At 55.8% G+C, this 13,694-nt stretch carries 10 protein-coding genes; 6 read left to right on the forward strand and 4 right to left on the reverse strand.

Features of this window, described 5'->3' with window-relative positions; translation table 11 throughout:
- Positions 1 to 11 precede the first annotated feature (11 nt).
- The 3 genes from OGX86_RS16375 (at position 12) to wzz(fepE) (ending at position 5,480) form a co-directional block, all read left to right on the forward strand.
- A complete protein-coding gene (locus OGX86_RS16375) occupies positions 12 to 230 on the forward strand; it encodes an MbtH family protein (protein ID WP_286640299.1) in 219 nt (72 codons plus the stop codon).
- Positions 227 to 4,117, forward strand: coding sequence for an enterobactin non-ribosomal peptide synthetase EntF (gene entF, locus OGX86_RS16380; RefSeq protein WP_286640300.1), 3,891 nt, complete (start codon positions 227 to 229; stop codon positions 4,115 to 4,117). The genes OGX86_RS16375 and entF overlap by 4 nt, the downstream gene beginning before the upstream one ends.
- Before the next feature lie 229 nt (positions 4,118 to 4,346).
- Positions 4,347 to 5,480: an LPS O-antigen length regulator Wzz(fepE) gene (gene wzz(fepE), locus OGX86_RS16385; RefSeq protein ID WP_195995400.1), complete on the forward strand. Its 1,134-nt coding sequence runs from the start codon at positions 4,347 to 4,349 to the stop codon at positions 5,478 to 5,480.
- A gap of 46 nt (positions 5,481 to 5,526) precedes the next feature.
- Here the strand turns inward: wzz(fepE) and fepC are convergent, their stop codons facing one another.
- From fepC to fepD, 3 genes are read right to left on the reverse strand one after another with little or no spacing between them, the layout of a single operon-like run.
- Positions 5,527 to 6,324 carry an iron-enterobactin ABC transporter ATP-binding protein gene (fepC, locus tag OGX86_RS16390; protein ID WP_032942652.1) on the reverse strand — a complete coding sequence of 266 codons (798 nt, stop codon included), beginning with the start codon at positions 6,322 to 6,324 and terminating at the stop codon, positions 5,527 to 5,529.
- Positions 6,321 to 7,313 carry an iron-enterobactin ABC transporter permease gene (gene fepG, locus OGX86_RS16395; protein ID WP_168978517.1) on the reverse strand — a complete coding sequence of 331 codons (993 nt, stop codon included), beginning with the start codon at positions 7,311 to 7,313 and terminating at the stop codon, positions 6,321 to 6,323. Before fepG ends, fepC begins: the two co-directional genes overlap by 4 nt.
- Entirely contained in the window at positions 7,310 to 8,317 is a 1,008-nt protein-coding gene (gene fepD, locus OGX86_RS16400; protein ID WP_032942654.1) for a Fe(3+)-siderophore ABC transporter permease, read from the reverse strand. The genes fepG and fepD overlap by 4 nt, the downstream gene beginning before the upstream one ends.
- Before the next feature lie 109 nt (positions 8,318 to 8,426).
- On the opposite strand from fepD, the gene entS reads away from it, so the two are divergent.
- Entirely contained in the window at positions 8,427 to 9,662 is a 1,236-nt protein-coding gene (entS, locus tag OGX86_RS16405) for an enterobactin transporter EntS (RefSeq protein ID WP_003831193.1), read from the forward strand.
- A gap of 60 nt (positions 9,663 to 9,722) precedes the next feature.
- Here the strand turns inward: entS and fepB are convergent, their stop codons facing one another.
- Positions 9,723 to 10,679 (reverse strand): Fe2+-enterobactin ABC transporter substrate-binding protein, encoded by a 957-nt coding sequence (fepB, locus tag OGX86_RS16410; protein WP_128317209.1) that lies wholly within the window; start codon positions 10,677 to 10,679, stop codon positions 9,723 to 9,725.
- A gap of 187 nt (positions 10,680 to 10,866) precedes the next feature.
- Between fepB and entC the strand changes: the two genes are divergently transcribed.
- Both entC and entE read left to right on the forward strand, forming a co-directional pair.
- Positions 10,867 to 12,042: an isochorismate synthase EntC gene (gene entC / locus OGX86_RS16415; RefSeq protein ID WP_048214714.1), complete on the forward strand. Its 1,176-nt coding sequence runs from the start codon at positions 10,867 to 10,869 to the stop codon at positions 12,040 to 12,042.
- Between the two features lie 31 nt (positions 12,043 to 12,073).
- On the forward strand, positions 12,074 to 13,684 hold the full coding sequence (gene entE, locus OGX86_RS16420; RefSeq protein ID WP_286640301.1) for a (2,3-dihydroxybenzoyl)adenylate synthase EntE: 1,611 nt from the start codon (positions 12,074 to 12,076) through the stop codon (positions 13,682 to 13,684).
- Positions 13,685 to 13,694: the final 10 nt, after the last annotated feature.

A 13,694-nucleotide genomic window follows, 5' to 3' on the forward strand; every position in this document is an offset into this window, starting at 1 on the left:
AGGAGTTGAGTATGGAATTCAGTAACCCCTTCGATAATCCGCAGGGCCAGTTTTACATTCTGCAAAATCCCCAGCGTCATTTTAGCCTTTGGCCGCAGCAGTGCTCGCTTCCTGCTGGCTGGCAAATTGCTTGCGAACCCCAATCCCAGGAAGCCTGCCAGCAATGGCTGGAAGCAAACTGGACCACGCTTACGACCGCGAACTACGTCGATGTGCAGGAGGCTCCATGACTCAGCGTTTACCGTTAGTGGCGGCTCAGCCGGGGATCTGGATGGCCGAAAAACTCTCCACATTGCCCTCGGCGTGGAGCGTGGCGCACTACGTAGAGTTAACTGGCGAACTGGACGCGTCGTTGCTGGCGAAAGCCGTTGTGGCGGGCCTGGAGCAGGCCGATACCCTGCGGATGCGGTTTAGCGAAGATAACGGTGAGATCTGGCAATGGGTGGATTCTGCGCTCGCCTTTGCGCAACCTGAAATTATCGACCTGCGCGAAAAATCCAATCCACATGAGGCGGCGCGTGCGTTGATGCAGGCAGACCTGCAGCAGGACATACGTGCTGATGGCAATAAGCCGCTGGTTTTTCACCTGCTTATACAGGTGGGAGAAAAGCGTTGGTATTGGTATCAGCGTTACCATCATTTGCTGGTCGATGGCTTCAGTTTTCCGGCCATTACCCGCCAGATAGCCGCAATTTATCGCGCATGGCTACACGGCGAGCCTACGCCAGACTCGCCTTTTACGCCGTTCGCCGAGGTGGTGGAAGAGTATCAACAGTACCGTCAAAGCGATGCCTGGCAACGCGACGGCGCTTTCTGGAGCGAGCAGCGAAAGCAACTCCCGCCTCCTGCCTCGCTGTCGAACAATCCGTTGCCGGGACGATCGGCCAGCGCGGATATTATTCGTATGAAGTTAACCGCGCCTGAAGGGGCGTTTCGTCGGCTTGCGGCACGTATGCCTGACGTTCAGCGTGCGGATCTGGCCCTCGCGCTGGTGGCATTGTGGCTGGGACGTTTATGCAGCCGAATGGATTATGCCGCCGGGTTTATCTTTATGCGGCGCATGGGGTCGGCGGCGTTGACCTCCACAGGACCGGTTTTAAACGTACTGCCATTTGGTGTGAGGCTGGATGCGGCAGAAAGCTTGCCTGTGCTTGCACAACGACTGGCCGGACAGTTGAAGAAAATGCGTCGGCATCAACGTTATGATGCCGAACAAATCGTTCGCGACAGCGGGCGTGCAGCTGGTGCTGAGCCGCTGTTTGGCCCGGTGCTGAACGTGAAAATATTCGACTATCAGCTGAATATTCCCGGCGTTCAGGCGCAAACCCACACGCTGGCGACAGGGCCGGTGAACGATCTTGAGCTGGCGTTATTCCCGGATGAAAACGGTGGGCTGAGTATTGAAATTCTGGCCAATAAACAGCGCTACGATGCAGTAACGCTGGCGCAGCATGCCTCGCGTTTAATCGGGCTTATCGAGCAGTTTGCCGACAATCCGGCGCTATGCTGCGGCGACGCCGGGATGCTGTTGCCAACAGAACATGAGCGGCTGGCGAAGATTAATGACACCACCGTGGAGATCCCGTCCACTACGCTGAGCGGGCTGGTGGCACAGCAGGCCGATAAAACGCCGGATGCCCCGGCGTTGGCCGATGCCCGCTATCAGTTTAGCTATCGCGAAATGCGCCAGCAGGTCGTGGCGCTGGCGAGCCTTTTGTGTGCACGCGGCGTCAAGCCAGGCGACAGCGTCGCCGTGGCATTACCGCGTTCCGTGTTCCTGACGCTGGCGCTGCACGGCATTGTTGAGGCGGGAGCCGCCTGGCTGCCATTGGATACCGGGTACCCGGACGATCGTCTGCGGATGATGCTCGAAGACGCGAAGCCAAAATTGTTGATCGCGACCAATGAGCAACTGGCGCGCTTTAGCGATATTCCTGGGCTGGAAAGTCTGTGCTATGACTCGCCCCTGCCAGCAGAAGATGCTGCTCCGCTGGCCCTATCTCAGCCTAATCATACTGCCTATGTCATTTTTACTTCCGGTTCTACCGGTAGACCAAAAGGCGTGATGGTAGGGCAAACCGCCATCGTTAACCGTCTGCTGTGGATGCAAAATCACTATCCGCTGACCGCAGATGATGTGGTGGCGCAAAAAACACCGTGCAGTTTTGACGTCTCGGTATGGGAGTTTTTCTGGCCGTTTATTGCCGGGGCAAAGCTGGTAATGGCAGAGCCTGAGGCGCACCGCGATCCGCTGGCGATGCAGCAGTTCTTTGCCCAATATGGGGTGACGACCACGCACTTTGTTCCCTCTATGTTGGCCGCTTTTGTCGCTTCACTGACGCCGGAAACCGCGCGGGAGAGTTGTGCCTCGCTGAAACGGGTATTTTGCAGCGGCGAAGCCTTGCCTGCAGATTTATGCCGTGAGTGGGAACAGTTAACTCATGCGCCACTGCACAATTTGTACGGACCAACGGAAGCGGCGGTTGATGTGAGCTGGTATCCGGCCTGGGGGGAAGACCTTGCTGCTGTAACCGGCAACAGCGTGCCGATTGGCTATCCGGTATGGAATACCGGTTTACGTATCCTGGATGCCATGATGCGCCCGGTGCCTTTCGGCGTGGCTGGTGACTTATATCTGACAGGGATCCAACTGGCGCAAGGTTATCTGGGCCGTCCGGATCTGACCGCAAGCCGCTTTATCGCCGATCCGTTTAACGCTGGCGAACGCATGTATCGTACCGGAGATGTGGCGCGCTGGCTGGAAAATGGCGCGGTGGAGTACCTTGGACGCAGCGATGACCAGCTTAAAATTCGCGGACAACGCATTGAGCTCGGCGAGATTGACCGGGTGATGCAGCAGTTGCCTGATGTCGAGCATGCCGTTGCCCACGCTTGCGTATTCAACCAGGCGGCGGCGACAGGCGGCGATGCGCGTCAACTGGTGGGGTATCTGGTGTCACAATCGGGTTTACCGCTGGATACGTCAGCGTTGCGGGAAAAGCTGCGTGAAAAACTGCCTGCGCATATGGTGCCGACGGTATTGTTGCAGCTGGCGGAGCTGCCGCTTAGCGCGAACGGTAAACTGGATCGTAAAGCGCTGCCGATGCCGCAGTTGACGTCGCGTACTTCCGGGCGTGCGCCGCGAGCAGGGACTGAAACCACCATCGCGCAGTCTTTTGCGGCTTTGCTGGGTTGCGAGGTGAATGACGTGGCGGCAGACTTCTTTGCGCTTGGCGGACATTCGTTGCTGGCGATGAAGCTGGCGGCACAGTTGAGCCGGGTTTTTGAGCGTCAGGTGACGCCGGGGCAGATTATGGTGGCCTCTACCGTTGAACAACTGAGTGCTCTACTGGAGAGCACTGATGATGAGCAGTCGCAGCGTCTGGGATTTGAGGCACTGCTGCCGCTTCGTGAAAGTCACGGCCCAACGCTGTTCTGTTTCCATCCGGCGTCGGGTTTTGCCTGGCAGTTTAGCGTGCTGTCACGATATCTCAGCCCGCAGTGGTCGATTATTGGCATTCAGTCGCCACGACCGGATGGCCCTATGCAGACGGCGGAAAATCTTGATGCGGTATGCGAACATCACCTGACAACGTTGCTCAGTCAACAGCCTCACGGACCTTACTATTTATTAGGTTATTCGCTGGGCGGCACGCTGGCACAGGGGATCACCGCGCGCTTACATGCCAGAGGAGAGACGGTTGCATTCCTCGGACTGTTGGATACCTGGCCGCCAGAAACGCAAAACTGGCAAGAAAAAGAGGCTAATGGGTTGGATTCAGCGGTACTGGCGGAGATCGAGCGTGAACGCGAAGCGTTTCTGGCGGCGCAGCAGGGGAATGCGTCAGAGGCTTTATTTAACGCAATCGAAGGCAACTATGCCGATGCGGTTCGCCTGCTCACCACGGCACACAGCGTGCCGTTTGCAGGTCACGCTACGCTGTTCGTTGCTGAGCGCACGTTAGTACCGGGTGTCAGTCCTGAACGCAGCTGGTCGCCGTGGATATCCAGTCTGGATGTTTACCGCCAGGATTGCGCGCATGTTGATATTATTTCCCCTGCCTCATTTGAGGCGATAGGGCCTGTAATAAATGCACTGATTAATAAATCTGTGTAACAAGACGAATATTGCTATCGCGGTGATCAAACAATTCCATAATGTAAAAAATATGTTATGGAATTGTTTATTTTTGTGCGGTGCAAGGTGATGAAAGGGGTGAATAAATTCCGAATATAATTTTTGGTAGGGCGACAAGCACAAAGATTGTTTCGGATAATTCTGACTAGCTGGTAGACTTCTCCCACAGGAATGTTTTTCTTTTAGGAAAGTTTTCAGGTCACGCAACATGTCATCATTAAATATAAAGCAAGATAACGTTTCGGAATTTACTGGGTATCCTCAGCCAACGGCAAACGCAAATGAAATCGATTTAGTGAATCTAATCGAAATCTTATGGCGTGCAAGAACGAAAATTATAGCGACCGTTTTCGCCTTTGCCTGTGTGGGTATTCTGGTCTCTTTTCTGCTGCCACAAAAATGGACCAGTCAGGCCATCGTGACGCCGGCGGAAGCGGTTCAATGGCAGGGACTCGAGAATACGCTGACCAAATTGCGCGTGCTGGATATGGATATTAGCGTTAGCCGTGGTGATGTGTTTAACCTGTTTATCAAAAAATTCCAGTCGCCTTCATTGTTAGAAGAGTATCTGCGCTCTTCGCCTTACGTAATGGATCAATTGAAAGGTGCTGATATCGACGAAATGGAGTTGCATCAGGCAATTGTCAGGCTCAGTGAGAAAATGAAAGCGGTTGATACTAACCTGGGTAAGAAGAACGAAACTTCGCTGTATACCGCATGGACACTGAGTTTTACCGCACCTCAGGCCGAAGAGGCCCAGTCAGTGCTGAAGGGATATATCCAGTATATTTCTGCCCTTGTGGTGAAAGAAACGCTGGAAGATATTCGCAATAAATTGTCCATCAAAACCAGTTATGAAAAAGAGAGACTGGAGATGGATCGCGTCAGGCTCAAAAACCAGCTGGAAGCAAATATCCAGCGACTGAACTACTCGCTGGAGATCGCCAATGCCGCCGGGATTAAAAAGCCGGTCTACAGTAATGGCCAGGCCGTGAAGGATGACCCCGATTTCTCTATTTCACTGGGTGCTGACGGCATCGAACGTAAATTAGAAATAGAAAAATCAGTAACGGATGTTGCTGAAATTAACGGTGAATTACGTAATCGCCAGTATCACGTTGAGCAACTGTTAGCGATGAATGTGGGTGACGTAACATTTACGCCGTTTAAATATCAACTGACGCCTTCGCTGCCGGTTAAAAAAGACGGTCCGGCTAAATCAATGATCGTTATTCTGGCCGCATTACTGGGGGGAATAGTGGCGTGTGGTGGCGTTCTGCTGAACTATGCCATGGTGTCGCGTAAGCAAAAAATGACGTTTATTGATCAGCAACTGGTGTGATGAATTGTCGTATGGCGGCAAGCTGGCCGCCATACTGTAACGCGTGTTATTTGTTGCGTCCAAGCGGCACCACTAACGGCGTTCCGGCAACCGGATCGTCGATAATCATACAGCGCAGTCCATAGATTTTTTCAATAAGCTGCGCGGTGACGATCTCCTTCGGTGCACCCTCGGCAATTATTTTTCCGTCACGCAGCGCGATCAGATGTGTTGCATAGCGACAGGCCTGATTCAGGTCGTGCAAAACGGCGGCCAGCGTATAACCTTTTTCCCGATTTAGCTCACTCAACAGTTCCAGCAGATCGATCTGATGACTGATATCCAGCCAGGTGGTGGGTTCATCGAGCAGCATAATCGACGTTTCCTGCGCCAGCACCATCGCAATCCATGCACGCTGACGTTGTCCGCCGGAAAGGGTATCCACACTTTGTGATGCCAGATGGGTGATACCCGTCGCCTGCATGGCGTTTGAGACCGCAGTTTCATCCTCTTTCCGCCAGCGGGTAAACAGCGGCTGGTGCGGGTAGCGTCCGCGGGCAACCAGCTCCTGTACCGTAATATCTCCCGGCGTGGTGGCGTTTTGCGCCAGCAAACCTATTCTGCGGGCGACTTCTTTGCTGGCATAGTGCTGAATATGCTCGCCATCGAGCCAGACCTTGCCGTGCGCGGGCGTCATCAGACGACTCAGCGTGCGCAGTAGCGTTGATTTCCCGCAGCCGTTTGGCCCAATAATCGCGGTGAAATGGCCGTCGGGAATCGATACATTGAGGTTTTCCGCCACGGTAAACTTGCCATAACCCAGCGTTAACTGGTCGCCACGCAAACGGGCTACTGATTCGATCATTTTTTGCGGGACTCCTGAATTAACAAGACGATAAGATAAATACCGCCGAGGCTTACGGTGACAACGCCCACCGGAAGCTGATAAGGCATAAACAGCTGTTGGGCGCATAAATCCGCCATCAGCAACAGCAACGCGCCGCACAGCGCCGACAGGGTTAATCCCCAGCGCGATGTACCGCTTATACGTCGCGCGATATGCGGCGCGACAAGAGCAATAAACGAGATAGGACCGGCCAGCGCGGTGGCGGCAGCGGTCAGTACCACCGCAACCAGCATCATCATCAGACGTGAACGCTCAACGCTGACGCCAAGCGCACAGGCGCTGTCATCACCCATTTCCAGTAAACGCATCCGGCGTACCAGCAGCGCGGCGCACACCAGCATGATGATAATCAGCGGAGCAGAAGGCCAGGTTTTGGCCCAGGTCAGGCCATTGAGCGATCCGGCGTTCCACAGCCCAGCCGTCAGCGCGGTTTCTAATGATGCTTTCAGCAGTAGCCAGGTGTTGAACGCCACCAGCATGGCGCGAATGCCGATACCAATAATAATCAGCCGGAAGGTGTCGATCCCATTGCGCCAGGCGAGCGCCCAGACCACCAGAGAGGTCAGAATCCCACCCAGCATGGCCGCCAGCGCGATAGCGGTGAGATGCTGTCCGAACAGCACCATTGCCACCAGCACACCGCTCCAGGCTCCGGTATTGAAACCCATCACATCCGGGCTACCCAGCGGGTTACGCATCAGCGACTGAAATATTGCGCCGCTCACGCCGAGAGCCGCGCCAATCAATAGCGCCATGAGCGCGCGTGGCAAACGCCATTCGGTCACCACCAGCGTAATACTGCGCGGCGCATCGCCGAGCAGGGCGGCAATAATTTGCTGGGTTTCCAGCGTAACAACGCCGCTACGCAGGCTCCACAAACCAATGACGAGACAACCTGCAACCAGCAGCAGGCTGCTGATTATCAGGCGGCGGGAGAGGTACATCATGCGCCACCTCCGCGCGATTTACGGCGTACCAGAAAGATAAGCACCGGTGCACCGATAAACGCACTGACTACCGACACGCGCAGCTCGCCGGGGACAATCAGGCGACCGATTATATCGGCAATCAGTAACAGAGTAGGCGTTGCCAGTAGGGTTACGGGCAGTGACCAGCGGTGATCCGCCCCCACGAGCCAGCGCGCCATGTGCGGCATCATCAGGCCGATAAAGGCGATAGGACCGACAATCGCGGTCGCGCTGCCACACAGTACGGTAATAACCAGCAGGCCAATAAACTGCGTGCGAGCGACTTTACTGCCAAGCGCGGTAGCGGTGTCGCTGCCGAGGCTCAGACTATTCAGAGCGCGACTGAGGAACAGTGCGACAGCCGCGGCAATTAGTACCGGTACCAGCACAACTTTCAGCGTTTGCAGGCTGCGGATATCCAGTGAGCCGGCTTGCCAGAAACGCAGCTGATCGTAAACGTCCGGGTTGAGCAGGGCGATGCCGGTGGATAATCCTTCCAGCACCGCGCCCAGCGCAACGCCCGCCAGCGTCAGACGTACTGGGCTTAACTGCCCGCCGCCCTGACTACCGGTAAAAGCTACGATCAGCGATGCAGCCAGCGCACCGCAAAAGGCCATCAGCAGCTGTTCTTGCGCAGAGGAAAAGCCGAACAGCGCGGCCCCCAGCACAATAGCGAAGCTGGCGCCGGAGTTGACACCCAGAATGCCGGGATCGGCGAGAGGGTTACGCGTGAGCGTTTGCATAAGTGCGCCAGCCAGGCCCAGCGCGCCACCGGCGAGCAGCCCCGCCAGCGTGCGCGGCAGGCGCGCGTCCAGCACGATGGTGCAATCAGCACTTTGACAACTGCCGGTGAGCGCATCCAGCACCACGGAGGCAGGTAACGACTTGGCGCCAATAACCAGACTTAATACCGTGGTGAGAACAAGTAATAACAATAGTCCGGGCACGGCGAAGGCACGTGTCGCGGAAACAGAGCATGACATATCAACTTCCCTGATAATGATAGTAATTATCGTTATCGATCTTATTTGGATATGTTAGCATGTGCAGCCATCGAATGGATATTGAAAAAGTACCTGGTAAGGCTCTGTAATGAATCGACAATCCTGGCTGCTCAATCTCAGCCTGTTAAAGACCCACCCAGCATTTCGCGCTGTCTTCCTCGCCCGTTTTATTTCCATTGTCTCTCTGGGGCTACTCGGCGTGGCGGTTCCGGTACAGATCCAGATGATGACCCAGTCGACATGGCAGGTGGGTTTGTCGGTGACGTTGACCGGTAGCGCAATGTTTATTGGCCTGATGGTGGGCGGAGTGCTGGCCGACCGCTATGAGCGTAAAAAAGTGATCCTGCTGGCGCGTGGAACCTGTGGTATTGGCTTTATTGGCCTGTGTCTGAATGCGCTGCTGCCTGAACCGTCGTTGCTGGCGATTTATCTGCTTGGCTTATGGGACGGTTTCTTTGCCTCGCTGGGCGTGACCGCTTTGCTGGCAGCGACGCCAGCGCTGGTTGGGCGCGAGAATTTGATGCAGGCCGGGGCGATTACCATGCTGACGGTGCGTCTGGGATCGGTAATTTCGCCGATGCTTGGCGGGGTGCTGCTCGCGACTGGCGGCGTGGCCTGGAACTACGGACTGGCGGCGGCGGGAACCTTCATTACCTTACTACCGCTGCTGAGCCTTCCTGCGTTGCCGCCTCCGCCGCAGCCGCGCGAGCATCCGCTGAAATCGCTGCTGGCAGCATTTCGCTTTCTGCTTGCCAGCCCGCTGATTGGCGGCATTGCGCTGCTCGGTGGTCTGTTAACCATGGCGAGTGCCGTGCGTGTGCTGTATCCGGCGTTGGCGATTAACTGGCACATGTCGAGTGCGCAAATTGGCCTGCTGTATGCGGCTATTCCGCTGGGGGCAGCCGTGGGCGCATTGACAAGCGGACAACTGGCGCACAGCGTGCGTCCGGGACTGATTATGCTGGCATCGACCGTGGCTTCATTTCTGGCTATCGGCCTGTTTGGCTTGATGCCTGTCTGGCAGCTTGGAGTGGTTTGTCTGGCGCTGTTTGGCTGGTTGAGTGCGGTCAGCTCTTTGTTGCAGTACACCCTGTTACAGACGCAGACGCCGGAAGCGATGCTCGGGCGAATTAACGGTTTGTGGACGGCGCAAAACGTCACCGGCGATGCGATTGGCGCGGCGTTGTTAGGTGGGCTGGGCGCGATGATGACGCCGGTTGCTTCGGCAAGCGTGAGTGGATTCGGGCTGGTGATTGTCGGTCTGCTACTGCTGCTGTTGTTGGGAGAAGTGCGCCGATTCCGGCAGGTCCCCGTGAATGTCTGATCGCGTTGTGCTCTACGGTTGTAGGCCGGATAAGGCGTTAGCCGCATCCGGCGCTGACCATTAAAACAGAGCCGACAGACGTTGCAGCAGCAGCGTGGCGCTGTAGTAGTCGAGACGGAAGGTTTCCGTACCCAGGGCGTAAACGCGTTTATTCTGCACGGCTGGCAGATGCGCCAGAAGCGGATTGGCGTAAATAGCGTCGGCATCTTTGCTGTCGCCAGCAAACAGGAACAGCGCTTCGCCGTTCAGGCCTGCCGCCAGGTTCTCACCGCCAAGCTGGATGATATCGTGGCGTTTGCCCTGACTCTGGCTGGTGTGCAAGTTGGCAGGCAGCGTTGCCAGCGTGAACCCTAACTGCTCCATCAGCTTGCCTTGCGCTGACTCAGGCGTCCACAGGTTGGCGCTGTGCGCCGCGGCGGTATATACCAGCGCGCTGACCGGCTGTGGTGGCAGGGTAATATGTTGCTTAACCGCCTGAAGTTGCTTATCAAACTCGGCAATTCGCGCTGCTGCCTGTTGCTCCTGACCGGTAATTTCACCTAACTGGGTAAGCAGCGACTGCCAGCTTTTATCGTCGTAATTAATGATGAGCGTTGGCGCAATGGTGGACAGCTGATCGTATAGCGCGAGGGCAGAATCTCCCCCTGTGGCGCTTACCAGAATCAGATCTGGCATTTGAGCTGCGACGGCTTCGGCGCTTGGTTCGCCGATATACAGGCGGCTCAGTTTGCGTTCTTTTGCTACTTCGCTCCACTGACGTAAAAAGCCCTGCGCATCGCCGATGCGATTGTTCGGCGTAGTGGCACCGCTGGCAATGACCGGGGCATCAATCGCCAGCAGCGAGCCGGTGAGGGTTACGCTGGTGGAGACAATGCGCTGCGGCTTATGCTCCAGCGTATGCGTGCCACGGCTGTCGGTGATCTGACGCGGCCAGTCGGCGGTGTGACCTAAAGAAACTCCTGAAATAAATACACCAGTCAGTAAAAGCACGGTGCGACAAAAAGAGGGGAGACTCACGAATCAGCTTCCTGTTATCAGTATGAGTAATGCTTCTCATTTTCATTGTTAGCGAGCAAGGATGCAAGCCAAAGTCGCACATTGTGCTACCACAAGAGTTGACATACCGCCGCTTTGCTTTTAGGTTAGCGACCGAAAATATAAATGATAATCATTATTAGAGCCTTTATCATTTTTGGAGGATGATATGGATATGTCACTGGCCGAGGAAAAAACGCAGACTATGCCGACGCTCGCTCCCGACAGTTTTTTCTTTATGTCGCCGTACCGTAGTTTTACGACGTCAGGATGCTTCGCCCGCTATGCGGAACCGGCAATTGATGGCGATTCGCCAGACAGCCCTTTCCAACAGAAAATGAACGCACTGTTTGCTGATGCCAAATCGCAGGGCATCGCGAACCCTGTCATGGTCGGGGCGATTCCCTTTGATACCCGCCAGCCATCATCGCTGTTTATTCCCCAATCATGGCTGAGCTTCTCTCGCACGGCGAAGCAGCAATCATCACGTTACTTTACCGCGCATCAGTCGCTGAACGTCGTTGAACGTAAATCGATCCCGGAACAGGACTTTTTTGAAGATATGGTCGCCCGGGCGGCAGCGCTGACGTCCACTCCAGAAGTCGACAAAGTGGTGTTGTCACGCCTGATCGATATCACCGCCGATGCCAACATTGACAGCGGTGCGCTGCTGGAGCGTCTGGTGGCGCAAAATCCAGCGAGCTACAACTTCCATGTACCGATTGAAGACGGCGGCGTATTGATTGGTGCCAGTCCGGAACTGTTACTGCGCAAAGAAGGCGATCGTTTCAGTTCTCTGCCGCTGGCGGGCTCAGCACGTCGTCAGCCTGATGATGTGCTGGATCGCGAAGCTGGGATCCGCCTGCTGGCGTCTGAGAAGGACCGCCATGAGCACGAACTGGTGACGCAGGCGATGAAAACGGTATTGCGCGATCGCAGCCGTGAACTGCAACTGCCTTCTTCTCCACAGCTGGTTACCACGCCGACGCTCTGGCACCTCGGCACGCCGTTTGAAGGTAAAGCCAACCCGCAGGAAAACGCCCTGACGCTGGCGTGCCTGCTGCATCCGACGCCTGCGCTAAGCGGCTTCCCACATCAGGTTGCGCGCAAGCTTATCGCCGAGCTGGAGCCGTTCGATCGTGAATTGTTCGGCGGTATTGTCGGCTGGTGTGATGCCGAAGGTAACGGTGAGTGGGTGGTGACGATCCGCTGTGCGAAGCTGCTGCGCAATCAGGTGCGTTTTTTTGCCGGAGCAGGAATTGTTCCAGCCTCTTCCCCGGTTGCGGAATGGCGTGAAACGGGGGCCAAGCTCTCCACGATGTTGAATGTTTTTGGACTGCATTAAGAGCCTTGTGGACTGGCTTTAAGGAGCAATAATGAGTATTCCTTTCACCCGCTGGCCGGAAGAGTTTGCCCGCAGGTATCGTGAAAAAGGTTACTGGCAGGATTTGCCGCTGACCGACATTCTGACCCGTCACGCCGACAGCGACCATACGGCGGTTATTGATGGTGAATGCCATCTGAGCTATCGCCAGTTGAATCAGGCCGCTGACAATCTTGCCTGCAGTTTGCGTCGCCAGGGGATCAAACCTGGCGAAACCGCGCTGGTACAACTGGGCAATGTGGCTGAGCTGTACATCACCTTCTTTGCGCTGCTCAAGCTGGGCGTGGCTCCAGTGCTGGCCCTGTTCAGCCATCAGCGTAACGAACTCAACGCCTATGCCAAACAGATTGAGCCGGCACTGCTGATTGCCGATCGCCAGCATACGCTGTTTAGCGGCGACGATTTTCTTAACGCTTTTGTGGCCGAACACAATTCAGTGCGTGTGGTGCAACTGCGCAACGATGAAGGTGAACACAATCTGCAAACGGCGATAAACCAGCCTGCGACAGATTTTTCCGCCACGCCATCGCCTGCTGATGAGGTGGCGTACTTCCAGCTTTCTGGCGGGACGACCGGGACGCCAAAACTGATTCCTCGCACTCATAACGATTACTACTACAGCGTGCGTCGCAGCAATGAGATTTGCCGCTTCACCGGGGAAACGCGTTATCTGTGCGCGATCCCGGCGGCGCATAACTACGCCATGAGTTCGCCAGGCGCGCTGGGCGTATTCCTGGCTGGCGGCACTGTGGTGCTGGCGGCTGACCCGAGTGCCACTCTGTGTTTCCCGTTGATTGAACAGCATCAGGTTAACGCCACGGCGCTGGTGCCGCCTGCGGTGAGTCTGTGGTTGCAGGCGATTGCGGAGTGGGGCAGTAATGCGCAACTGGCTTCGCTGAAACTGCTTCAGGTCGGTGGTGCGAGACTTTCCGCCACGCTTGCGGCACGTATTCCAGCCGAGATTGGCTGCCAGTTGCAGCAGGTCTTCGGCATGGCGGAAGGGCTGGTGAACTATACCCGTCTGGACGACAGTCCTGAGCGCATCATCAATACCCAGGGTCGCCCGATGTGTCCCGATGATGAAGTCTGGGTAGCAGACGCTGACGGCAACCCTTTAGCCCAGGGAGAGACCGGACGCCTGATGACGCGTGGTCCGTACACCTTCCGCGGTTATTTCAAAAGTCCTGAGCATAATGCCAGCGCCTTTGACGCCGACGGCTTTTACTGTTCCGGCGATCTGATCGCTATCGATCCGGATGGTTACATCACCGTTCAGGGGCGTGAAAAGGATCAGATCAATCGCGGCGGGGAGAAGATCGCCGCTGAAGAGATTGAAAACCTGCTACTGCGCCATCCAATGGTGATCCATGCCGCGCTGGTCAGTATGGATGACGAACTGATGGGCGAGAAAAGCTGTGCCTGGCTGGTGGTGAAAGAGCCGCTGCGCGCGGTGCAGGTGCGCCGTTTTCTACGCGAACAGGGCATAGCGGAATTCAAATTACCCGATCGTGTTGAGTGCGTTGAGTCATTACCGCTGACTCCAGTGGGGAAGGTAGATAAAAAACAATTACGTCAGTGGCTGGCATCACGTTCACTGGCCTGAAGGAGAAATA

It is taken from the genome of Citrobacter sp. Cpo040 (genome assembly GCF_030332915.1).
Classification (GTDB): domain Bacteria; phylum Pseudomonadota; class Gammaproteobacteria; order Enterobacterales; family Enterobacteriaceae; genus Citrobacter; species Citrobacter portucalensis.